Genomic DNA, 19615 nt, shown 5'->3' with positions numbered 1-19615 from the left:
CCGGAAAAGTTCCATCCGGCACGGCCGTTAACGTTCAAGGCTGTGACGGTGCCTGATGCAAGTGCTCGGCATGCGAGGCCTGCCGACCGTATTCCTCGAGCAGCAAGGCCTTGAGCATGGCGCGCTGCTCCTCGCCCAGCACCGCCTGTTCGGCCAGAAGCTGCGCGATCACGCGTTTTTGCTGGGCATCCTGCAGGCCGGCGATGCGCGCCTGGAGCGAGGCAAGGCGCCCAGCATCCGGATGCCCGGAAAATATCTCGTCGAGCAAAACCCGGCGCTGCACACGGATGTCGGCCCAATTGGCCGCCAGGTGATCCAGGAACGGCTGCTCGAGTGCATGCCAGGCGGCCCGCTGATCGGGCGACAGGGACAGCCGGTCGGCCAAGGCGGCGGCAGGCCGGACCGGCAAGGGCTCCGGCGGCACCCACTGGCGATAACCGGCGGCGCCGATGAAACCGATATTCAAGGCCAATGACGCCGCCAGCACGGTCTTCAGGACGCGGGAGTTCATGTCTGCTCCTTGGGGGGATTGCACAGGCCGGCGGCGCACAGGCCGCCAGGCGGTACGGGATCGAAAACACGCAATGACGCGGTCCACACGACGGATCCGGACGGCGAGGCCGCCGGCGGCAACGCGCCCAGCCCGAGCCCTGCTGCAAGCGCGGCGGCGATCGCCAGGCCCGCGGGACTCCAGCCGAGCCAAAGGCGCCATGCAGAGAGGCGCGGCGCGGCGGGCTGCGGCCGGTACTGGCGGGCGATGCCCAGGTCCAGCGGCGGGTCCTGCAGCCCTCGCAGTTCGCCGCACAGCTGTCGCAAGGCGGACAGTTCGGCGGCGCAGACGGGGCAGGCCAGGACATGCGCGCCAATCAACGCCCGGCGCCGCTCGGTGCAGGCATGGTCCATATAGGCCGACAGCAGGACAGTTCTAGGGCAAGGCATGGTTTTCTCCGTCAACGTCGCAGGATGGCAAGTAGGGCGGCCCGGCCACGGGCGATGCGCGACCGCACAGTACCGAGGTTCAAGTCGAGCATCCGGGCAATGTCCTCGTAGGACATCTGCTCGATTTCCCGCAGCAGCAGAATCTCGCGATGAGCGGGTGGCAAGGCGGCCAGGGCCGCCTCCAGCCGCTGCGCGTCTCGCGTGGCTTCGAGCCGCGCAGCGGGCCCCGGTGCCGGGTCCGGCACCTCGAGGCCATCGTCCAGAGGCACGAAGCGCCGCCACTGCCGGGCCCGACGCAGATAATCCAGCGCCAGGTTATGCGCGATCCGGAACAACCAGGTACGGAACTTGGCCTCGGGGCGCCAGGTTCCGATGGCCTGGAACGCGCGCAAGAAGGTGTCCTGGGTCAGGTCGCGCGCGGCATCCGGCGCGCCCGTCAGGCGCACCAGGTAGCGATGGACCGCGGCCTGATGCCGGCCAACCAGCCAGGCATAGGCGTGCGTGTCCCCCGCGCCGGCACGCGCCGCATACTGTATATCCTCGAGGTCGGAATCCGCGTTCACATTGAATCCAACGAACGACACCGTAAAAAGTTCCCCCGACCGGCGGCAGAAAGGCCTTGGCACCGCCCGCTTGCACGATCAGGGCGGCTTCCACAGGTACAATAACAAGTCGAGATAGACTTGGCCTGAAATGAATCCAGCCGATGCCTCCACGCCCATCGTGAAATTTGACGGTGTTTCACTGGGATATGGTGATTTCACCGTCCTGCGCGACGCGGACCTCGAGGTCCTGCCGGGCCAGGTCGTCGCCATGATGGGCGGATCCGGTTCGGGCAAGACCACGCTGCTGCGCGCCACCACCGGCCAGCTCGCTGCACGCGCCGGCCGCATCGAGGTGTTCGGCCAGGACATGGCGACACTGCACGGCGAGGGGCTGCGCGAGGCGCGCCAGCGCATGGGGGTCCTCTTTCAGGCGGGCGCGCTGTTCACGGACCTCGACGTCTTCGAGAATGTCGCCTTCCCGCTGCGCGAGCACACCTGCATCTCCGAGCACCAGATCCTCGAGCGCGTGCTGGATACGCTCCAGGCTGTGGGTCTGCGCCATGCGGCGCACCTGCGGATATCAGAGATCTCCGGCGGCATGGCGCGGCGGGTCGCCCTGGCGCGCGCCGTCGTCCTCGAGCCCGAGCTCATCCTCTACGACGAACCCTTCGCGGGTCTGGACCCGATCTCCCTGGGCATCACCGCCCAGCTCATCCGCAATATGGCCGACCAGCTGGGCTGCGCCTCGATCCTCATCACCCACGATGTGGCCGAATCCTTCGCCATCGCCGACCGGGTATACCTCATCGGCCAGAGGACGCTGATCGCCCAGGGCACGCCCGAGGATCTATCCGCCTCCACGGATGCCTATGTTCACCAGTTCCTCAAGGGCGAACCCGACGGGCCGATCGCCTTCCACTATCCGGACACACCCGCCTTCCAGCAGTGGTTGACGTCCAAGGGGCGCCCATGAACGGCCTGTCATCGCGCATCGCCACCCTGGGGCGCGGATTCCTGTCCATCGTCACGGGGCTGGGCGCGTTCGCGCGACTGCTCGGGGCGATCCTCGCGCGCAGCGGCGTGGCGCTGCGCCGCCCGCGCCTGGTTTTCCAGCAAATCCATTTCATCGGCAATCATTCGCTGCTGATCATCGGCGTCTCGGGCCTGTTTGTGGGCTTCGTTCTCGGCCTGCAGGGCTACTACACGCTGAACCGCTACGGCTCCGAAGAAGCCCTCGGCCTGCTGGTGGCGCTGTCGCTCACGCGCGAGCTGGGTCCGGTGGTGACGGCGCTGCTCTTTGCCGGGCGCGCCGGCACCTCGCTGACCGCCGAAATCGGCCTCATGAAGGCCGGCGAGCAGATCGCGGCGATGGAGGTCATGGCCGTCGATCCGGTGCGGCGCGTGCTGGCGCCACGGTTCTGGGGCGGAGTGATCGCCATGCCGGTGCTGGCCGCCGTGTTCTCGATGGTCGGCGTGCTGGGCGGCTGGTTCGTCGGCGTGGTGCTGATCGGCATCGATCCGGGCGCCTTCTGGTCGCAGATGCAAAACGGGGTGGACGTCATCAAGGACGTCGCCAACGGGGTGGTCAAGAGCCTGGTGTTCGGCGTGGTGGTCACGCTGATCGCTCTCTACCAGGGCTGGACGGCGCGGGCCACGCCCGAGGGCGTGTCGCGTGCGACCACGCGCACGGTGGTCGACGGCGCCTTGGCGGTGCTCGGCCTGGACTTCCTCATGACGGCACTGATGTTCGCCAACTGACGATTTGATGGAAACGACATGACGCGTGAAAAAACCGACTTCTGGGTGGGCCTGTTCATCCTCCTGGGCCTGATCGCCCTGGTGTTCCTCGCGCTGCGCGCGGGCAACATGAGCTCATTTTCCTTCGCCCCCACCTACCAGGTGACGGCGCATTTCGACAATATCGGCGGTCTGAAGGTGCGCGCTCCCATCAAGAGCAGCGGCGTGGTCGTGGGCCGGGTCTCGACCATCGGCTTCGACAACCAGCGCTATCAGGCCGTCGTCACGCTGGATCTCGAACAGGCCTACGAATTCCCCACGGACTCCTCGGCCTCGATCCTGACCTCGGGCCTGCTGGGCGAACAGTACATCGGCCTGACGCCGGGCGGCGAGGACAAGATGCTGGCCCAGGGCGGCGAGATCCAGTTCACCCAAAGCGCGGTGGTCCTCGAGGAACTCATCAGCAAGTTCCTCTACAGCTCGGCCGAAAAAGAGGGCGGCGCCCAAGGCGGCGGCACAGCGCCGCAGGCCGCGCACTGAGCCCCGCCGCGCGACCTCTCCGCATTCCGACGCGGTGTCCAAGCCCCAGCGCACGGCGCCGTTCTTGCCCTTACAATGCGTGACTTCACTCCACGAACCGCTCGCCGAGCCGCCGACATGAACCTCTCGAATCCGTCCGCCCATCCGATGCCCGCCCGCCATCCGGCCGCGCGCGCCGTGCGCGCCGGCCTGGCGCTGGCCGCGGCCGCCGTGCTGGCCGGTTGCGCGAATGTCCCCCAGCCCACGCCCAGCGATCCATGGGAATCCTATAACCGCGGCATGTACGCGTTCAACGACACCCTGGACCGGGCCATTCTCAAGCCCATCGCCACAGGCTACGAAACCGTCACGCCCCGGCCGGTGCGAACCTGTATCCACAATGTCTTCAGCAACCTGGGCGATGTGTGGTCGGCGGTCAACAGCTTCGTCCAAGGCCGGGGACACGATTTCGTCAATACGCTAGGCCGTGTACTGTTCAACAGCACCATGGGCCTGGGCGGCTGTATCGACGTGGCCTCGATGAACGGTGCGCGCAAGATCCCCAACGACTTCGGCGTCACGCTGGGGGTCTGGGGTTTTGACTCGGGCCCTTACGTGGTCCTGCCCTTCCTCGGGTCCAGCACCGTACGCGACGGCGTCGGCACGGGGGTCGCCCTGGTCGCACCCTCGTCGCCAACGGCCGCCATCCTGACGATGGACGACATCCCGGTGCGCAATGCCCTGGTGGGCCTGTACATCGTCGATACGCGCGCCAACCTCCTCGAGGCCGACCGACTCGTCGACCAGATCGCGCTCGACAAATACAGCTTCATCCGCGATGCCTACCTGCAGCGGCGCAAGGCCATGGTGCAGTCGCGGCGGCAGGGCGGCGAAGCCGCGGGCGAGCAGACCCCGGGGTATACAGATTCCGGCGTGCCGGACTATGCTGACCCCGACAACGAATGATGGACAGTCCGATCATGCACACCTTTCTTTCCGCCACGTCATCGCGGCTGCGTGGCATCGCGCTGGGCGCGGTGCTGGGCCTGATCGCGGTGGTACCCGCCCAGGCCCAACGCGCCGTCGACCCCAAGGCCGAGCCCAACGCCTTCATGGAGGCGATCGCCAACAATATGCTCGATGCGATCAAGGCCGATGAACGCGCCCGCCAGGGCGACGTCGCCGCCATCACCACCCTGGTCGAGCAGTACGCCATGCCCTACGTGGACATGGACAAGACCACCCGCCTGAGCGCCGGACGCTACTGGCGCCAGGCCTCGCCGCAGCAAAAAGCCGCCCTGATCGGCGCCTTCAAGGGCACCCTGATCCGCACCTACAGCGGCGCCTTCACCAAGGTCGACAGCGGTTCGCGCATCGACTTCCAGCCCTTTCGCGGCGACCCCGGGGCCGACGACGCGGTAGTGCGCTCGACCGTCACTCAGCCCAACTCGCCCGCAGTGGGCGTAGACTACCGCCTCGAGCGCACCGACGCGGGCTGGAAGATCTACGATCTGGGCGTCGAGGGCATCTGGCTCATCCAAAACTACCGCAACCAGTTCGCCCAACAGATCAACAGCAGCGGCATCGACGGCCTGATCAAGGCGCTGTCCACGCAAAACCGGCGCTGAGCCACAGGCGCGCGGCGCCGCACGGCTATAATAGGGGGTTGCGGCTCCATTTACGGAGCCGACCCTATGCCCATGCCCGCGCTTGATCTGCAGCACATCTCGAAAATTTATTCCCCCCCGCGGCGCAGCCTGCGGGCCATGCTGTCGGGCCAGGCGCTGCCGGCTGGCTTTCAGGCCCTGCGCAATGTCAGCCTCAGCGTCGACCACGGCGAGTTCTTTGGCCTGCTGGGCCCCAACGGCGCAGGCAAGACCACTCTGATCTCGATCCTGGCGGGCCTCGCGCACGCCACCCAGGGCCGCGCCCTGGTCTGTGGCCACGACGTGGTGAGCGATTTCCGCCGGGCCCGCCAATCCCTGGGTGTGGTGCCCCAGGAAATCGTCTACGACCCGTTCTTCACCGTGCGCGAGACGCTGCGCATCCAGTCGGGCTATTTCGGGCTGCGGCGCAATGACGACTGGATCGACGAAGTTCTCGCCAATCTGGGCCTGCTCGACAAGGCCGACACCAATATGCGCGCGCTCTCGGGCGGGATGAAGCGCCGGGTGCTGGTCGCCCAGGCGCTGGTGCACCGCCCCCCAGTCATCATCCTGGACGAGCCCACCGCCGGGGTGGACGTGGATCTGCGCCGCGCACTCTGGGAATTCATCTCGCGCCTGAACCGCGCCGGCCACACCATCCTGCTGACCACCCACTACCTCGAAGAAGCCGAGGCCCTGTGCGGGCGCATTGCCATGCTCAAGGCCGGCCGCGTGGTGGCCTTGGACACGACACAGGCCCTGCTCGCGCGCGCGGGGGGGGCGGACCTCGAGGATGCCTTCGTGCGCATCATGCATGACGACAGCGTCATGGAGGCCGAACTATGATCCGTCCCGTCACCCAGGAACGCCCGGCCATGGGCTCCGGATTCCCGACGCTGCTGGGCAAAGAACTCATGCGCTTCTGGAAGGTCGGCACGCAAACCATCGCCGCCCCCGTGGTGACGGCCTTGCTGTACCTGCTCATCTTTTCGCATGTGCTCGAGGACCGCGTGCAGGTCTACGGCACGATCTCGTACACGGCCTTCCTGATCCCGGGGCTGATGATGATGAGCATGCTGCAAAATGCTTTCGCCAATCCATCGTCCTCGCTGATCCAGAGCCGCATCACCGGCAACCTGATCTTTGTGCTGCTGCCGCCATTTTCGCACCGCCAGATTTTCATGGCCTATGTGCTGGCCGCCATCGCGCGCGGCATGCTTGTGGGTCTCTGCGTCTGGATCGTGGCGTTGTTCTTCATCGCCCTGCCGATCCACCAGCCGCTGTGGCTGTTGGTCTTCGGCATGCTGTCGTGCTGGATCCTGGGTACGCTGGGCCTGATCGCCGGCCTGTGGTCGGAGAAATTCGACCACCTCGCCGCCTTCCAGAACTTTCTCATCGTGCCCGCGACCTTCCTGTCGGGGGTGTTCTATTCCATCCACAGCCTGCCGCCATTCTGGCTGGCGGTCTCGCGCTGGAACCCGGTGTTCTACATGATCGACGGTTTCCGGCACGGATTCTTCGCCACATCCGACGTCTCGCCCTGGCAAAGCCTCGCCGTGGTGCTGGCCGTCGCCCTGGCCCTGAGCCTGTTCGCCCTGCGCCTGCTCGCGCGCGGCTACAAACTACGGAGCTGATCATGTCACCCACCCCTGAGCACGTCCGCCAGTACATCGCCGACAACCTCGACTGCCACCACCTCGAAGTCTACGGGGATGGCGCACACTTCGAGGCCCTGATCGTCAGCAGCGCCTTCGAGGGCTTGCGCACGCTGGCGCGCCACCAAGCGGTCTACCGCGCGCTGGGCGACCGCATGAAGGCCGAGATTCACGCCCTGTCGATGCGCACCATGACGCCGGCCGAATACGAGACCTCGCTGAATGGATAAACTGCACATCGAGGGCGGCGTCGCACTCGAGGGCGAGATCACGATCTCGGGCGCCAAGAACGCGGCGCTGCCGATCCTGTGCGCCGGTCTGCTGACGGCGGACACCCTCGCTCTGGACAACGTCCCCGATCTGCGTGACATCGGCACGACACTGGCCCTGCTGCAGCGCATGGGCATGCACGCCGAACGCGAGACCGGTGGCCGGGTGCGGCTGCGCGCCGACCGGATCCACAGCCAGGAGGCCCCCTACGAGTTGGTCAAGACCATGCGCGCCTCGATCCTCGTGCTGGGGCCGCTGCTGGCGCGCTTTGGCCAGGCGCGCGTCAGCCTGCCGGGGGGCTGCGCCATCGGCCAGCGCCCCGTCGACCAGCACATCAAGGGCCTGGCGGCCATGGGCGCGCGCATCCGCATCGAGCACGGTTTCGTCGTGGCGCAGGCCGAACGCCTGCGCGGCGCCTCGATCCTGACCGATATGGTGACGGTCACGGGCACTGAAAATCTCATGATGGCCGCCGCCCTGGCCGAGGGTCGCACCGTCCTCGAGAACGCCGCCTGCGAGCCCGAGGTCGTGGACCTGGCCGAGGTGCTGATCGCCATGGGCGCCCGCATCGAGGGCCACGGCACCGACCGCATCGTGATCGAAGGCGTCGACTCGCTGCATGGCGCCACCCACCGCATCGTGCCCGATCGCATCGAGGCCGGCACCTTCCTGTGCGCGGTGGCGGCGGCCGGCGGCCGGGTGACGCTGCGCGACGTGGCGCCCCGCACCATGGGCGCCATCCTCGACAAGCTCGCCGACGCGGGCCTGGCCATCGAATGCGGCGAGGACTGGATTCGCGCCTCGATGGACGGCCGCCCGCGCGCGACGAGCTTTCGCACCAGCGAGTACCCGGGATTCCCGACCGACATGCAAGCTCAGGTGATGGCCCTGAACACCCTGGCCGAGGGCACGGCGGTGATCACCGAGAACATCTTCGAGAACCGCTACATGCACGTGCAGGAGCTGTGCCGCATGGGAGCGGACATCGACATCGACGGCCACACTGCGGTGGTCACCGGCGTGCCTGAGCTCTCGGGCGCCACCGTCATGGCCACCGACCTGCGCGCCTCCGCGAGCCTGGTCATCGCCGGGCTCGCCGCGCGCGGCCAAACCACCGTCGAGCGCATCTACCACCTGGATCGAGGCTACGAGCGCATGGAGGCCAAGCTCCAGGCCCTGGGCGCCCGCATCCAGCGGATCCGCTAGCCCGACAACGACATCACGCAAGGAAGCGCGCAGGCATGAGCATCAGCCAAGACCCCCCTCTGACGCTCGCCCTCTCCAAGGGCCGCATCTTCGACGAAACCATGCCCCTGCTGGCCGCGGCCGGCGTCGGCGTGCCCGAGAATCCCGAGACCTCGCGCAAGCTGATCCTGCCCACGGACTCACCCGAGCTGCGGATCATCATCGTGCGCGCCTCGGACGTGCCGACCTACGTGCAGTACGGCGCGGCCGACTTCGGCATCGCCGGCAAGGATGTGCTGCACGAGCACATGGCCCAGCACCCCGGCAACCTGTACCAGCCCATCGACTTGAACATCGCCCGCTGCCGCCTCTGCGTGGCCGCGCCCGAGGGCTTTGACTACCAGGCCGCCGTGCACCAGGGCTCACGCCTGCGCATCGCCACAAAATACGTGCGCGCCGCGCGCGAGCACTTTGCCGCCAAGGGGGTGCACGTGGACATCATCAAGCTCTACGGCTCGATGGAGCTCGCCCCGCTGGTCGGCCTGGCCGATGCCATCGTCGACCTGGTCTCCACGGGCGGCACGCTGCGCGCGAACCGCCTGGTCGAGGTCGAGGAGATCCGCGAAATCTCCTCGCGCCTGATCGTTAACCAGGCCTCGCTCAAGATGCGCGGCGCGCGGATGCAGCCCTTCCTCGATGCCTTTGCGCGCGCCTCCGCCGATATGGACTGAATGCGCGCTAACATACATTCTTTACGCCGTCGTTTTCCGCCATGCCACTGATCCAGCGCCTAGACGCCCGTTCCCACGACTTCGATGCGGCCCTCGCCCGGCTGCTCGCCTACGAGGCGTCCCAGGACGGGGCGATCGAGGAGGCCGTGCGCGCAATTCTGCACGACGTGCAGACCCGGGGCGACGCGGCCGTCCTGGACTACACGCGGCGCTTCGACCGGGTCGAGGCCGACTCGGTCGAAGCGCTCGAAATCCCGCGCGCCGACTGGCAGTCGGCGCTGGAATCCCTGCCGGCGGACCAGCGCGCCGCACTCGAGGCCGCCGCCGAGCGCGTGCGCGCCTACCACCTGCGCCAGCGCGCCGAAACGTGGACCTACACCGAGCCGGACGGCACGATGCTGGGCCAACAGATCACGCCGCTGGATCGCGTGGGCCTGTACGTGCCCGGCGGCAAGGCCGCCTATCCCTCGTCGGTGCTGATGAACGCCATCCCGGCCAAGGTCGCCGGCGTGCCCGAGGTCGTCATGGTCACGCCCACCCCGGGCGGCGTGCGCAACCCCATGGTGCTGGCCGCCGCGGCCCTCGGCGGGGTCGACCGCGCATTTGCCATCGGCGGCGCGCAGGCCGTGGGCGGCCTGGCCTACGGCACCGAGACCCTCATCGCGGTCGACAAGATCGTCGGGCCGGGCAACGCGTACGTGGCCGCCGCCAAACGCCGCGTGTTCGGCACGGTGGGCATCGACATGATCGCGGGCCCCTCCGAGATCCTCATCATCGCCGATGGCAGCACGCCGGCCGACTGGATCGCCATGGACTTGTTCTCGCAGGCCGAGCACGACGAGCTGGCCCAGGCGATCCTGCTGAGCCCCGACGCGGACTACCTGGACGCCGTCGAGGCGGCCATCGCCCGCCTGCTGCCCACGCAGCCGCGCGCCGGCATCCTGCGCGCCAGCCTGGGCGGGCGCGGCGCGCTGATCCGCGTCGAGGACCTGGCCCACGCCTGCCGGATCGCCAACCACATCGCGCCCGAGCACCTCGAGGTCTCGACCCGCGACCCCCAGGCCCTGCTGCCCTTGATCCGCCATGCCGGCGCCATTTTCCTGGGTGCCTACAGTTCGGAATCCCTGGGCGACTACTGCGCAGGCCCGAACCACGTGCTGCCCACGGCGCGCACCGCGCGCTTTTCGTCGCCGCTAGGCGTGTATGATTTCCAAAAGCGCAGCAGCCTGATCCAGGTATCGCGCGCCGGCGCCCAGACTCTGGGACGGATCGCCGCGACGCTGGCCACCGGCGAGGGGCTGCACGCACACGCCGCCAGCGCCGGGCTGCGCCTGGAATCCGCCGACCAATCCTAGCGGCTCCCCCTCCGACCCTCGCCTACGGAAGCACCATGCGCACCGCAGACATCCATCGCAACACCAACGAAACCCGCATCCACGTCGTCCTGAACCTCGATGGTACGGGCCGACGCACGCTCGAAACCGGCGTGCCCTTCCTGGACCACATGCTCGATCAGATCGCCCGCCACGGCCTGTTCGACCTGGACATCCATTGCGACGGGGACACCCACATCGACGACCATCACACAGTCGAGGACGTCGGCATCACCCTGGGCCAGGCCTTTGCCGCGGCCGTGGGCGACAAAGCCGGCCTGCGCCGCTACGGCCACTCGTACGTGCCCTTGGACGAGGCACTGACGCGCGTAGTGATCGATCTGTCCGGGCGGCCCGGGCTGCACTATTTCGTGCCCTACACCCGGGCGCGGATCGGCACCTTCGATGTCGATCTCGCACGGGAATTCTTCCAGGGCTTCGTCAACCACGCCCAGGCCACCGTGCACATCGACAATCTGCGCGGCGACAACGCGCACCACCAGTGCGAGACCGTGTTCAAGGCCTTCGGCCGCGCGCTGCGCGCGGCCGTCGAGGTCGATCCCCGCAGCGGCGGCGCCATCCCCTCGACCAAAGGCTCCCTCTGAACCCTTCGCGACGACTCTCGTGAACACCATTGCCATCGTCGATTACGGGATGGGCAACTTCCATTCCGTCGCACGCGCCCTGCAGGCGGCCGCCCCGGAGCACGACATCCGCATCGCCAGCGACACCCGCGTCATCGACACGGCCGAGCGCGTGGTGTTCCCGGGACAGGGCGCCATGCCCGACTGCATGCGCACGCTGGACGCATCGGGCCTGCGCGAAGCCGTGCTGCGGGCCGCGCGCGACAAACCCCTGCTGGGCGTGTGCGTCGGCGAACAGATGTTGTTCACGCGCAGCGATGAGGGCGACACCCCCAGCCTCGACATTTTCCCGGGGACGGTGCGGCGGTTTGCCGGACCGGCCTTCGAGGCCGCCGAGGCGGGCGCGGCGCGCCTCAAAATTCCCCACATGGGCTGGAACCCGGTCCGCCAGACGCGCGCCCATCCGCTCTGGGAGGGTATCGCCCAGGACACGCCGTTCTATTTCGTGCATAGTTACTATGCTGTGCCCGAGGACCCCGCGCTAGTGGCGGGCACCAGCCGCCACGGCACGGAATTCTGCTGTGCGATTGCCGCGGGCAATATTTTTGCCGTACAGTTCCACCCAGAGAAGAGCGCGGAGCCAGGCCTGCGGATGTACCGCAATTTTGCCCGTTGGCGGCCCTGAAACCGCGCCGCACTTATTGTGATGACACCCTTTCACCTCCTTGCACTGAAGACGACGGACCACCATGCTCCTCATTCCCGCCATTGATCTCAAAGACGGGCGCTGCGTGCGCCTGCGCCAAGGCGACCTGGACGATGTCACCGTGTTCTCCGAAGACCCTGCGGCCATGGCCACGCAGTGGCTCGACCAGGGCGCACGCCGCCTACACTTGGTGGACCTGAACGGCGCGGTCGCCGGCAAGCCCCGGAACCGCGCGGCCATCGAGTCCATCGTCGCCGCCATCGACGAGGAGATCCCGATCCAGATCGGCGGCGGCATCCGCGACCTGGACACGGTCGAGTACTACCTGGACAACGGCGTGTCATACGTCATCATCGGCACCGCCGCCGTCAAGGACCCCGGATTCCTCAGCGACGCCTGCAGCGCCTTCCCCGGCCACATCATCGTCGGCCTGGACGCGCGCGACGGCAAGGTCGCGACCGACGGCTGGTCCAAGCTCACCCGCCACGATGTCTTCGACCTCGCGCGCAAGTTCGAGGACTATGGCTGCGAATCCATCATCTACACCGACATCGGGCGCGACGGCATGCTGAGCGGGGTCAACATCGAGGCCACGGTGCGCCTGGCGCGTCATGTACGCATCCCGGTGATCGCGTCGGGCGGCGTGGCCACACTGGACGACATCCGCGCCCTGTGCGCCGTCGAGGAAGACGGCGTCGAGGGCGCCATCCTGGGCCGCAGCCTCTACGAAGGCACCCTGGACTTCGCCACGGCGCAAACCCTGGCCGACGCGGCGGGCGCCGAGGATGCTTCGACATGACGAGCGACACACCGCGCACGCCGCCGGGTGCCGACCACGACACCGAGCTCGCCTGCCGGATCATCCCCTGCCTGGACGTCAATGCCGGTCGGGTGGTCAAGGGCGTGAACTTCGTCAATCTGGCCGATGCCGGCGACCCGGTCGAGATCGCCCGCCGCTACGATGAGCAGGGCGCCGACGAGCTCACCTTTCTGGACATTACCGCCACCAGCGACGCGCGCGACCTGATCCTGCCGATCATCGAGGCGGTGGCGCGCCAGGTCTTCATCCCCCTGACCGTGGGCGGCGGCGTGCGCGAGGTCTCCGACGTGCAACGCCTGCTCGACGCGGGTGCCGACAAGGTCTCCATCAACAGCGCCGCGGTGGCCCGCCCCGAGCTGGTGGGCGAGGCCGCCCGCCACCATGGCTCACAATGCATCGTGGTGGCCCTGGATGCCCGCCGCGTCTCGAACCCTGGCGAGGCGCCGCGCTGGGAGATCTACACCCATGGCGGCCGCAAGGCCACGGGCCTGGACGCCATCGAGTGGGCGCAACGCATGGCCGGCTACGGCGCCGGTGAACTGCTGCTGACCAGCATGGACCGCGACGGCACCAAGTCCGGCTTCGACCTGGAATTGACACGCGCCGTCGCTGATGCGGTCCCCATTCCGGTGATCGCCTCGGGCGGCGTGGGCACCCTGCAGCACCTGGTCGACGGCGTCAAGATCGGCCACGCCAGCGCGGTGCTGGCCGCCAGCATCTTCCATTTCGGCCAGCACACCCTGGCCGAGGCCAAGGCCTTCATGGCCGCGCAAGGCATCAAGGTCCGCACGTGAACCACGCCGCGCCCCCCGAGGCAAACCCCATGCGCACCCCCGCGTGGCTCGATGCGCTCGCCTTCGACCGCGACGGCCTGATCCCCGCGATCGCGCAGGACGCACACACCGGCAAGGTGTTGATGATGGCCTGGATGAACGCCGAGGCGGTCGCCGAGACCGCCCGCAGCGGACGGGCCGTCTATTTCTCGCGCTCGCGCCGGCGCCTGTGGCGCAAGGGCGAGGACTCGGGCCACATCCAGACGGTCCACGACATGCGCTTGGACTGCGATGGCGATGTCATCCTGCTGCGCGTCACCCAGCACGGCGGCATCGCATGCCACACGGGCCGCGAGCGCTGCTTCTACCGCCGCCTCGACACCACGGCCCCGGAGTCCGCCTGGGTCGTCGAGGACCCGGTCCTCAAGGACCCGGACGAGATCTACGGCAAACCCGACGCCACCTGAATCCAATCGGTACACACGCATGACCCATTCCAAGGACTCTACCGAGGACGTGCTGGCCCGCCTGGCCGACACCCTGGCCGCCCGCCTGCCCGCCCGGGGCGGCGACCCAGCCACCTCGTACACAGCCCGGCTGCTGGCCAAGGGGCCGGATGCCTTCCTCAAAAAAATCGGCGAGGAGGCCACTGAACTCGTCATGGCCTCCAAGGACGGCGTCCCCGAACGGATCGTGTCCGAAACCGCCGATCTCTGGTATCACTGCCTCGTCGCGCTCACCTACCACGGGCTGCGTCCCGAGGCCGTGCTGGGCGAGCTGGCCCGCCGCGAGGGCCTGTCCGGCCTCGAGGAAAAGGCCTCGAGAAAACCCACCTAGCGCGCCCCGACCGGCCCGCGCCGCGCATCGGACAGGCCCGGCAGCCCCCCGCGCCCCATCGGGGCATACCCCGACACGGGCCAAAAACAGGGCCGCACGCCACAGCGAGGCCATGAAATGTGGCAACATAGTGTGTTGTACGGGTCCATCAGGCCCTCCGATATTCGTTCGAGTCCCTATGAGTCACGACTGCCTGTTTTGCAAGATCACCCAGCATCAGATTCCATCGTCCATCGTCTACGAGGACGACGAGTTCATGGCCTTCAAGGACATCAACCCGGCCGCGCCGGTGCACTTGCTGCTGGTGCCCAAGCATCACATCGAATCGCTCGCGGCGGTCCAGGCGGGGGACGTCGACTGGCTGGGCCGCATGATGCGCCTCGCCCCACGAATCGCCTACGATAACGGCTGCAATCCCGGTCCCGAAGGCGGTTTCCGGCTGGTGGCCAACACTGGTATCGAGGGTGGGCAGGAAATCGCCCACCTGCATTTCCACATCCTCGGGGGCGCGCGCCCCTGGGACAAACGCGCGGCACCAGCCGCCTAGGAGCAATCATGGGTAGTTTCAGCATTTGGCACTGGCTGATCGTTCTGGTGATCGTGGCGCTGATATTCGGCACCAAAAAGCTGCGCAATATCGGCGAGGACCTCGGCGGCGCGGTCAAGGGCTTCAAGAAAGGCATGAACGAAGCCAAGGACGAGGCCAAGCCCTCGGTCACCCAGCAGGTCCAGGATTCCTCCACGATCGACGTGCAGGCCAAGGAAAAGACGGACGCCTAAAAGCGTCCATCGTCCGGATCCACCATGTTCGATGTCAGTTTCAGCGAGCTGATGCTGATCGGCGTGATTGCGCTGATCGTGATCGGTCCCGAACGCCTGCCCAAGGTCGCGCGCACGGTCGGCCACCTGCTGGGCCGGGCCCAGCGCTACGTCAACGAGGTCAAGTCCGACATCGAACGCGAGATCGATCTCAAGGAAATCGGCGATATCAAGAACCAGATGCAGGATGCCGCACGCTCGGTGGAATCGTCGATGCAGAGCTCGGTGAGCGATCTCAAGGCCGCCGTCACCGAGCCCACGGACCACCTGCGCCAGGCCCTGGACGAGGCCCGCGAGGCGCTCGCACCCGCGCCGCCGCCGGCCGCGTCCGGCGACGCGCCGGCGGATGCGGCGGCCACCCCCCTCCCGGCGCCCGAGGCGCCGGCGGCGCCACAGACCGCCACCCACACGGTCCCCAGCAGTGAAAAACAGGCATGAGCGACGCCAGCGACGAATCTTCCCAGGACACTTTCATCTCGCATCTGGTCGAGTTGCGCACACGCCTGCTGCGCGCCGTCATGGCGGTGCTGGGCGTGTTCGTCGTGCTGTTCATCTTTCCCGGTCCCTCGGCGATCTACGACGTGCTGGCCCAGCCCATGCTGGCGTCCCTGCCGCAGGGCACACGGATGATCGCCACCGGCGTGATCACACCCTTCATGGTGCCGATCAAGGTCACGCTGCTGGCGGCCTTCGTGCTCGCCCTGCCCGTGGTCCTGTACCAGGCCTGGGCCTTCGTCGCCCCGGGCCTGTACCGCCACGAGCAGCGCCTGGCCCTGCCGCTGATCCTGTCCAGCACGCTGCTGTTCCTGCTGGGCATGGCCTTCTGTTATTTCGTGGTGTTCCACACGGTGTTCAGCTTCATCGCGAATTTCGCGCCGCAGTCGATCACTCCAGCCCCCGACATCGAGGCCTACGTCGGTTTCGTGCTGACGATGTTCATCGCCTTCGGTGTCACTTTCGAGGTCCCGATCGCGGTGATCCTGCTGGTCAAGACCGGGGTCGTCACCGTCCGCAAGCTGCGCGAGATCCGGGGCTATGTCATTGTCGGCGCCTTCGTGGTCGCGGCGGTGGTCACGCCGCCGGACGTCCTCAGCCAGGTCCTGCTCGCCGCGCCCTTGTGCCTGCTCTATGAGGTGGGCGTCCTGGTGGCTGCCGCGCTCGAGCGCAAGAAAGCCGCGCAGACGCAAGACGCCACCGAATCCCCAGAGGACGTGCCGGCCCGGGTGACGGACGATCCGGCGGATTCCTGACGCACCACACAATACCCGCAAACCAGCAACGGCACCACGACCACCTGGCGTATTTCCCACAGTGATCATTGGATCCGTTTCGGCGCCTTTTGAATAGCGTCCTCGGCCATGATGGGCACTCCCCATTCATGCGAGGGCGCCCCCATGGGCCACGATACCGCCGGCAGGGCCGACGATCACGACAGCCCCTGGAAAGAGGCGCTCGAGGTCTTCCTGCCCCAGTGCCTGGCCCTGTTCGCCCCGACGCTGCATGCCAGCATCGACTGGGCCCGCCCGCCCGAATTCCTGGATAAAGAATTACAGGCCCTCGCCGGGCCTCGGCGGCTTGCGCCCGGGTCGCCCGACGGACAGGACCCGGCACCCGACCAGGGCCGCCTCCGAGCGCTTCCCGGCCCCCTCAGCCCCGGCCGCCTCTACACCGACAAGCTCATCCTCGTGCGTTGCCGCGATGGCCGGTTCGCCAGGCTGCTGATCCACGTCGAGGTCCAGGGCGGCACCAGCGGCCCCAAGTCCAGGCGCCTCTTTGCCCGGCGCATGTATCAGTATCGCTACCGCCTCGAGGACCGCTACGGCGGATCCGGCAATCACGCCCTCTACAGCCTGGGCATCCTCACCGCCAGCCGCGGCGGCGATTCACACCTGGTTCACCACGACGAGTTCCTCGGCCAGGGGGTGCGGTTCACCTTTCCAGTGGTGCACATGGCACAATGGCTGGACCGCTGGGACGCCCTCGAGGCCCTGGCACCCTCCAATCCGTTTGCCGTGGTCGTCATGGCGCAGTTGACCGCCCTGCGGTTTCGCCGCAAGGCGGCAAGGCTTGACCCCAAGGTCGACCTCATGCGCCGCCTGGCCGGCTACGGATACGCCCGCGGCGACATCGACGCCCTGGCCCGGCTGGTCGACTGGATGATCGCCCTGCCCGAGGCGCTGGAACCAGACTATATGCGGGCATTGGAAGCCCTGGAACAGGAGCATGCAATGACATACATCACGACACCTGAGCGGGTTGGTTTGCGGCGGGGACGCGTTGAAGGGCAGGCCGAACTGCTGCTGCGGCTATTGGCCCGCCGGTTCGGCGCCATCCCCGATACTGCGACCGAACGCGTCCGCGCGGCGACTGCCGAACAACTCGAGACCTGGTCGCTGAACTTCGTAGACGCCACGACTCTGGACGAGGTGTTCGGCGCCTAATCTCAGCGAACAGATGCTATCACCAGCACGCGATCCAGCACGGTGCCGAAATCGGCTGCTTTCTTGAAGCCAATCACCCGGGCGTCCGGCAGCACATTGCCGTGCGCATCAAAGAAAATAATCCCCGGCGGTCCGAACAGGTCGAAACGCGCCAGCAGCTCGCGGTCCTGCGCCGTCATGCGGGTCACGTCGGCCTGCAGCAACAGCATGCCGGACATGCGGCGCGCGACCTCGGGATCGCTGAAGGTGAATTTCTCCATCTCGATGCAGGACACGCACCAGTCGGCATAGAAATCCAACATCACCGGCCGGTCGACCACCGCCAGGCGGGCGTCCAGATCGGCAGCCGATGCCACGCGAGTGAAACGCGCACGCACGGCCTCGAGGTCGACCGCGGCGCCCCCGATAGCCAAACCCTGCCCCGCGAAAGGCGCCAGAGGCCGCAGCATATCCCGCCCACCAGCCAGCAGGCCCACGAACTGGGCGGCAGCCCACAAGGCCAACAGGGCCCCCAGGGCGCGGACGGCGAGGCGCAGGCCCATGCCGTCGCCCCGGCCCACGCGCCACAGCATCATAGCCGCCCACAGGGCCAGCAGGGCCCAGCCGGCCATATACAGCGCCCCGGGCACCAGGGGCCGCGCCATCCACCAGGCCGTCGCCAGCAGCAGCACGCCAAAGGCCGCCTTGACCTGGGCCATCCAGGTGCCCGCCCGCGGGAGCATCGCCCCCGCGCCCGCTCCCACCGCCAGCAGCAGCAGCCCCTCGCCCCATGCCATGGCGAACAGGGACGCGCCGCCCACCACCACGTCGCCGGTCTGGGAAATGAACAAGAGGATGCCGGCCAACGGGGCGGCAACACAGGGGCCGACGATCAGGGCCGAGACCATGCCCGTGAGGAACACGCCACCCGCATGACCGCCCGGCACGCGCGCCGCCCGCGCCTGCAGCGCCGACTGCAGGCCGACGGGCGCCTGCAGGGTAAAGACATCGAGCATCGCCAGCCCGAACAGCGCGAGCAGCACGGCGAAGGTGCCCAGTACCCAGGGGGATTGCAGCCAGGCGGCCAGGCCGGCGCCCAGCAGGCCCGCCGCGACGCCCAGCGCCGTATAGACCAGCGACATGCCCAGAACGTAGCAGGCCGCCAGTCCGAGGCCGCGCAGGCGCGAAGGCGCCTCGCCCGCACCCGCGATCATGGCCAACAGGATCGGCACCATGGGCAGCACGCAGGGGGTGAAGGACAGCAGGGCGCCAAACAGCAGGCTGAACAGCAGGATGCTGCCCAAGCCCGCCTGCGCGAGCCAGGCCGCCATGCCGGTGTCGCCCAGATCGAACACGCTGCCCGACGCCCGGCCGGAGATGGCGGTGGAACCGGCGCCTCTTTCCAGGCTCGCCACGCCCTCGTCACGCGGCGGCGGCACCTGGTCCACCACCCGCTCGCCCACCACGCGATATCCGCCAGCCGCCGCTTGTAGAACGAGGCTCTGAGTCATGGGTGGGTAGCACAGGCCGGCATCCGCGCAGCCCTGTCCGGTGATCTCGACCGACAATGGAGCGCCCGCACCCGCCTGCAAGGGCAGCCGCAGGGTCACCCCCTCATGGTAGACCTCCATGTCGCGATCGAAGGTGGGATCGTACTTGACGGTGCCGCGAGGCAACTGTGGGCCCGCCGACCAAGCCGGCGTGCCGGCGGCCGCAACGTCCTCGGGCACAGTCAGCGTCGAGGGCATGAACATCAACAAGCGGCCGTCGGCGGCCTGGATGCGCACCTCGAAGCGCTCGCGGTACATGTAATAGGCGGGCGCAACTCGGTAATGCACGTCCAGGGTGAGGGGATCGTGCATCGCGGCCGAGGGCATGAAGGCAACGGCCGGGTCCAGAAATTCGGGCTCGGCCTGCGCACGGCCACCCGAGAGCAACGTCAACAGGCCCAGCAGCAGCGCCGCCAGCAGCGTCGAGGCACGCCGCCAGGCGCGCATCCGGCGCCCGCCACCCACCGTCCAGGAGGCACGCGAGAGGTTCGAGTTCGGCATTGCCC

26 protein-coding genes are annotated in these 19615 nt (G+C 67.7%); 22 read left to right on the top strand and 4 right to left on the bottom strand.

Features of this window, described 5'->3' with window-relative positions:
• Nucleotides 1–34 precede the first annotated feature (34 nt).
• The 3 genes from ABS761_RS10125 to ABS761_RS10115 are packed head-to-tail and all read right to left on the bottom strand — an operon-like array spanning nucleotide 35 to nucleotide 1502.
• Nucleotides 35–511 carry a Spy/CpxP family protein refolding chaperone gene (locus ABS761_RS10125; protein WP_350408190.1) on the bottom strand — a complete coding sequence of 159 codons (477 nt, stop codon included), beginning with the start codon at nucleotides 509–511 and terminating at the stop codon, nucleotides 35–37.
• Nucleotides 508–939, bottom strand: coding sequence for an anti-sigma factor family protein (locus ABS761_RS10120; protein ID WP_350408189.1), 432 nt, complete (start codon nucleotides 937–939; stop codon nucleotides 508–510). The genes ABS761_RS10125 and ABS761_RS10120 overlap by 4 nt, the downstream gene beginning before the upstream one ends.
• Nucleotides 940–950: 11 nt before the next feature.
• Nucleotides 951–1502, bottom strand: coding sequence for an RNA polymerase sigma factor (locus tag ABS761_RS10115; protein WP_350408188.1), 552 nt, complete (start codon nucleotides 1500–1502; stop codon nucleotides 951–953).
• A 130-nt stretch (nucleotides 1503–1632) separates the two neighbouring features.
• On the opposite strand from ABS761_RS10115, the gene ABS761_RS10110 reads away from it, so the two are divergent.
• From ABS761_RS10110 to ABS761_RS10005, 22 genes are all read left to right on the top strand, one after another.
• Nucleotides 1633–2457, top strand: coding sequence for an ABC transporter ATP-binding protein (locus tag ABS761_RS10110; RefSeq protein ID WP_350408187.1), 825 nt, complete (start codon nucleotides 1633–1635; stop codon nucleotides 2455–2457).
• Entirely contained in the window at nucleotides 2454–3242 is a 789-nt protein-coding gene (mlaE, locus tag ABS761_RS10105) for a lipid asymmetry maintenance ABC transporter permease subunit MlaE (protein WP_350408186.1), read from the top strand. Before ABS761_RS10110 ends, mlaE begins: the two co-directional genes overlap by 4 nt.
• 18 nt (nucleotides 3243–3260) lie before the next feature.
• Nucleotides 3261–3761, top strand: coding sequence for an outer membrane lipid asymmetry maintenance protein MlaD (gene mlaD / locus ABS761_RS10100; RefSeq protein WP_350408185.1), 501 nt, complete (start codon nucleotides 3261–3263; stop codon nucleotides 3759–3761).
• Between the two features lie 147 nt (nucleotides 3762–3908).
• A complete protein-coding gene (locus ABS761_RS10095; RefSeq protein WP_350408326.1) occupies nucleotides 3909–4706 on the top strand; it encodes an MlaA family lipoprotein in 798 nt (265 codons plus the stop codon).
• A gap of 14 nt (nucleotides 4707–4720) precedes the next feature.
• On the top strand, nucleotides 4721–5368 hold the full coding sequence (locus ABS761_RS10090; protein WP_350408184.1) for an MlaC/ttg2D family ABC transporter substrate-binding protein: 648 nt from the start codon (nucleotides 4721–4723) through the stop codon (nucleotides 5366–5368).
• A 72-nt stretch (nucleotides 5369–5440) separates the two neighbouring features.
• Nucleotides 5441–6232 carry an ABC transporter ATP-binding protein gene (locus ABS761_RS10085; protein WP_350408325.1) on the top strand — a complete coding sequence of 264 codons (792 nt, stop codon included), beginning with the start codon at nucleotides 5441–5443 and terminating at the stop codon, nucleotides 6230–6232.
• Nucleotides 6229–7020 carry an ABC transporter permease gene (locus ABS761_RS10080; protein ID WP_350408183.1) on the top strand — a complete coding sequence of 264 codons (792 nt, stop codon included), beginning with the start codon at nucleotides 6229–6231 and terminating at the stop codon, nucleotides 7018–7020. The genes ABS761_RS10085 and ABS761_RS10080 overlap by 4 nt, the downstream gene beginning before the upstream one ends.
• Nucleotides 7021–7022: 2 nt before the next feature.
• Nucleotides 7023–7271, top strand: coding sequence for a BolA family protein (locus ABS761_RS10075; protein ID WP_350408182.1), 249 nt, complete (start codon nucleotides 7023–7025; stop codon nucleotides 7269–7271).
• A complete protein-coding gene (gene murA, locus ABS761_RS10070) occupies nucleotides 7264–8517 on the top strand; it encodes a UDP-N-acetylglucosamine 1-carboxyvinyltransferase (RefSeq protein WP_350408181.1) in 1254 nt (417 codons plus the stop codon). Before ABS761_RS10075 ends, murA begins: the two co-directional genes overlap by 8 nt.
• A gap of 35 nt (nucleotides 8518–8552) precedes the next feature.
• Complete coding sequence (hisG, locus tag ABS761_RS10065) at nucleotides 8553–9227, top strand: ATP phosphoribosyltransferase (protein ID WP_350408180.1); 675 nt, start codon at nucleotides 8553–8555, stop codon at nucleotides 9225–9227.
• Between the two features lie 41 nt (nucleotides 9228–9268).
• On the top strand, nucleotides 9269–10582 hold the full coding sequence (gene hisD / locus ABS761_RS10060; protein WP_350408179.1) for a histidinol dehydrogenase: 1314 nt from the start codon (nucleotides 9269–9271) through the stop codon (nucleotides 10580–10582).
• 35 nt (nucleotides 10583–10617) lie between these two features.
• Nucleotides 10618–11205 (top strand): imidazoleglycerol-phosphate dehydratase HisB, encoded by a 588-nt coding sequence (gene hisB / locus ABS761_RS10055; protein ID WP_350408178.1) that lies wholly within the window; start codon nucleotides 10618–10620, stop codon nucleotides 11203–11205.
• Between the two features lie 19 nt (nucleotides 11206–11224).
• Nucleotides 11225–11869 (top strand): imidazole glycerol phosphate synthase subunit HisH, encoded by a 645-nt coding sequence (gene hisH / locus ABS761_RS10050; protein ID WP_350408177.1) that lies wholly within the window; start codon nucleotides 11225–11227, stop codon nucleotides 11867–11869.
• A gap of 64 nt (nucleotides 11870–11933) precedes the next feature.
• Nucleotides 11934–12689, top strand: a complete 756-nt coding sequence (hisA, locus tag ABS761_RS10045) for a 1-(5-phosphoribosyl)-5-[(5-phosphoribosylamino)methylideneamino]imidazole-4-carboxamide isomerase (protein WP_350408176.1) — start codon at nucleotides 11934–11936, stop codon at nucleotides 12687–12689.
• Complete coding sequence (gene hisF / locus ABS761_RS10040; protein ID WP_350408175.1) at nucleotides 12686–13504, top strand: imidazole glycerol phosphate synthase subunit HisF; 819 nt, start codon at nucleotides 12686–12688, stop codon at nucleotides 13502–13504. The genes hisA and hisF overlap by 4 nt, the downstream gene beginning before the upstream one ends.
• A 29-nt stretch (nucleotides 13505–13533) precedes the next feature.
• Nucleotides 13534–13950: a phosphoribosyl-AMP cyclohydrolase gene (gene hisI, locus ABS761_RS10035; protein WP_350408174.1), complete on the top strand. Its 417-nt coding sequence runs from the start codon at nucleotides 13534–13536 to the stop codon at nucleotides 13948–13950.
• Nucleotides 13951–13969: 19 nt separating this feature from the next.
• The gene (locus tag ABS761_RS10030) at nucleotides 13970–14320 is read left to right on the top strand and encodes a phosphoribosyl-ATP diphosphatase (RefSeq protein ID WP_350408173.1); all 351 of its coding nucleotides are present in this window, start codon (nucleotides 13970–13972) and stop codon (nucleotides 14318–14320) included.
• A gap of 178 nt (nucleotides 14321–14498) precedes the next feature.
• Complete coding sequence (locus ABS761_RS10025) at nucleotides 14499–14867, top strand: histidine triad nucleotide-binding protein (RefSeq protein WP_350408172.1); 369 nt, start codon at nucleotides 14499–14501, stop codon at nucleotides 14865–14867.
• Nucleotides 14868–14875: 8 nt separating this feature from the next.
• On the top strand, nucleotides 14876–15100 hold the full coding sequence (gene tatA, locus ABS761_RS10020; RefSeq protein WP_350408171.1) for a Sec-independent protein translocase subunit TatA: 225 nt from the start codon (nucleotides 14876–14878) through the stop codon (nucleotides 15098–15100).
• A 24-nt stretch (nucleotides 15101–15124) separates the two neighbouring features.
• Nucleotides 15125–15577 (top strand): Sec-independent protein translocase protein TatB, encoded by a 453-nt coding sequence (gene tatB, locus ABS761_RS10015; RefSeq protein ID WP_350408170.1) that lies wholly within the window; start codon nucleotides 15125–15127, stop codon nucleotides 15575–15577.
• The gene (tatC, locus tag ABS761_RS10010; protein ID WP_350408169.1) at nucleotides 15574–16389 is read left to right on the top strand and encodes a twin-arginine translocase subunit TatC; all 816 of its coding nucleotides are present in this window, start codon (nucleotides 15574–15576) and stop codon (nucleotides 16387–16389) included. Before tatB ends, tatC begins: the two co-directional genes overlap by 4 nt.
• A 144-nt stretch (nucleotides 16390–16533) precedes the next feature.
• Nucleotides 16534–17580 (top strand): DUF4351 domain-containing protein, encoded by a 1047-nt coding sequence (locus ABS761_RS10005; protein ID WP_350408168.1) that lies wholly within the window; start codon nucleotides 16534–16536, stop codon nucleotides 17578–17580.
• 2 nt (nucleotides 17581–17582) lie between these two features.
• On the opposite strand, the gene dsbD is transcribed toward ABS761_RS10005, so the two are convergent.
• A complete protein-coding gene (gene dsbD, locus ABS761_RS10000; RefSeq protein WP_350408167.1) occupies nucleotides 17583–19610 on the bottom strand; it encodes a protein-disulfide reductase DsbD in 2028 nt (675 codons plus the stop codon).
• Nucleotides 19611–19615: the final 5 nt, after the last annotated feature.

This window comes from Castellaniella sp. GW247-6E4, from assembly GCF_040276065.1.
Taxonomy (GTDB): domain Bacteria; phylum Pseudomonadota; class Gammaproteobacteria; order Burkholderiales; family Burkholderiaceae_B; genus Castellaniella.
This window is presented reverse-complemented; position numbering and strand designations above follow the sequence as displayed.

What these genes read in the sequence shown, in the direction of transcription:
- ABS761_RS10075 (WP_350408182.1), top strand. Translation starts at nt 7,023, where the DNA reads ATGTCACCCACCCCTGAGCACGTCCGCCAGTACATCGCCGACAACCTC.
- hisI (WP_350408174.1), top strand. Translation starts at nt 13,534, where the DNA reads ATGCGCACCCCCGCGTGGCTCGATGCGCTCGCCTTCGACCGCGACGGC.
- ABS761_RS10005 (WP_350408168.1), top strand. Translation starts at nt 16,534, where the DNA reads ATGGGCCACGATACCGCCGGCAGGGCCGACGATCACGACAGCCCCTGG.
- mlaE (WP_350408186.1), top strand. Translation starts at nt 2,454, where the DNA reads ATGAACGGCCTGTCATCGCGCATCGCCACCCTGGGGCGCGGATTCCTG.
- hisF (WP_350408175.1), top strand. Translation starts at nt 12,686, where the DNA reads ATGACGAGCGACACACCGCGCACGCCGCCGGGTGCCGACCACGACACC.
- hisB (WP_350408178.1), top strand. Translation starts at nt 10,618, where the DNA reads ATGCGCACCGCAGACATCCATCGCAACACCAACGAAACCCGCATCCAC.
- hisD (WP_350408179.1), top strand. Translation starts at nt 9,269, where the DNA reads ATGCCACTGATCCAGCGCCTAGACGCCCGTTCCCACGACTTCGATGCG.
- tatA (WP_350408171.1), top strand. Translation starts at nt 14,876, where the DNA reads ATGGGTAGTTTCAGCATTTGGCACTGGCTGATCGTTCTGGTGATCGTG.
- ABS761_RS10120 (WP_350408189.1), bottom strand. Translation starts at nt 939, where the DNA reads ATGCCTTGCCCTAGAACTGTCCTGCTGTCGGCCTATATGGACCATGCC.
- dsbD (WP_350408167.1), bottom strand. Translation starts at nt 19,610, where the DNA reads ATGCCGAACTCGAACCTCTCGCGTGCCTCCTGGACGGTGGGTGGCGGG.
- hisA (WP_350408176.1), top strand. Translation starts at nt 11,934, where the DNA reads ATGCTCCTCATTCCCGCCATTGATCTCAAAGACGGGCGCTGCGTGCGC.
- murA (WP_350408181.1), top strand. Translation starts at nt 7,264, where the DNA reads ATGGATAAACTGCACATCGAGGGCGGCGTCGCACTCGAGGGCGAGATC.
- ABS761_RS10095 (WP_350408326.1), top strand. Translation starts at nt 3,909, where the DNA reads ATGCCCGCCCGCCATCCGGCCGCGCGCGCCGTGCGCGCCGGCCTGGCG.
- ABS761_RS10090 (WP_350408184.1), top strand. Translation starts at nt 4,721, where the DNA reads ATGCACACCTTTCTTTCCGCCACGTCATCGCGGCTGCGTGGCATCGCG.
- ABS761_RS10025 (WP_350408172.1), top strand. Translation starts at nt 14,499, where the DNA reads ATGAGTCACGACTGCCTGTTTTGCAAGATCACCCAGCATCAGATTCCA.
- mlaD (WP_350408185.1), top strand. Translation starts at nt 3,261, where the DNA reads ATGACGCGTGAAAAAACCGACTTCTGGGTGGGCCTGTTCATCCTCCTG.
- ABS761_RS10030 (WP_350408173.1), top strand. Translation starts at nt 13,970, where the DNA reads ATGACCCATTCCAAGGACTCTACCGAGGACGTGCTGGCCCGCCTGGCC.
- ABS761_RS10080 (WP_350408183.1), top strand. Translation starts at nt 6,229, where the DNA reads ATGATCCGTCCCGTCACCCAGGAACGCCCGGCCATGGGCTCCGGATTC.
- ABS761_RS10110 (WP_350408187.1), top strand. Translation starts at nt 1,633, where the DNA reads ATGAATCCAGCCGATGCCTCCACGCCCATCGTGAAATTTGACGGTGTT.
- hisG (WP_350408180.1), top strand. Translation starts at nt 8,553, where the DNA reads ATGAGCATCAGCCAAGACCCCCCTCTGACGCTCGCCCTCTCCAAGGGC.
- ABS761_RS10085 (WP_350408325.1), top strand. Translation starts at nt 5,441, where the DNA reads ATGCCCGCGCTTGATCTGCAGCACATCTCGAAAATTTATTCCCCCCCG.
- tatC (WP_350408169.1), top strand. Translation starts at nt 15,574, where the DNA reads ATGAGCGACGCCAGCGACGAATCTTCCCAGGACACTTTCATCTCGCAT.
- ABS761_RS10125 (WP_350408190.1), bottom strand. Translation starts at nt 511, where the DNA reads ATGAACTCCCGCGTCCTGAAGACCGTGCTGGCGGCGTCATTGGCCTTG.
- tatB (WP_350408170.1), top strand. Translation starts at nt 15,125, where the DNA reads ATGTTCGATGTCAGTTTCAGCGAGCTGATGCTGATCGGCGTGATTGCG.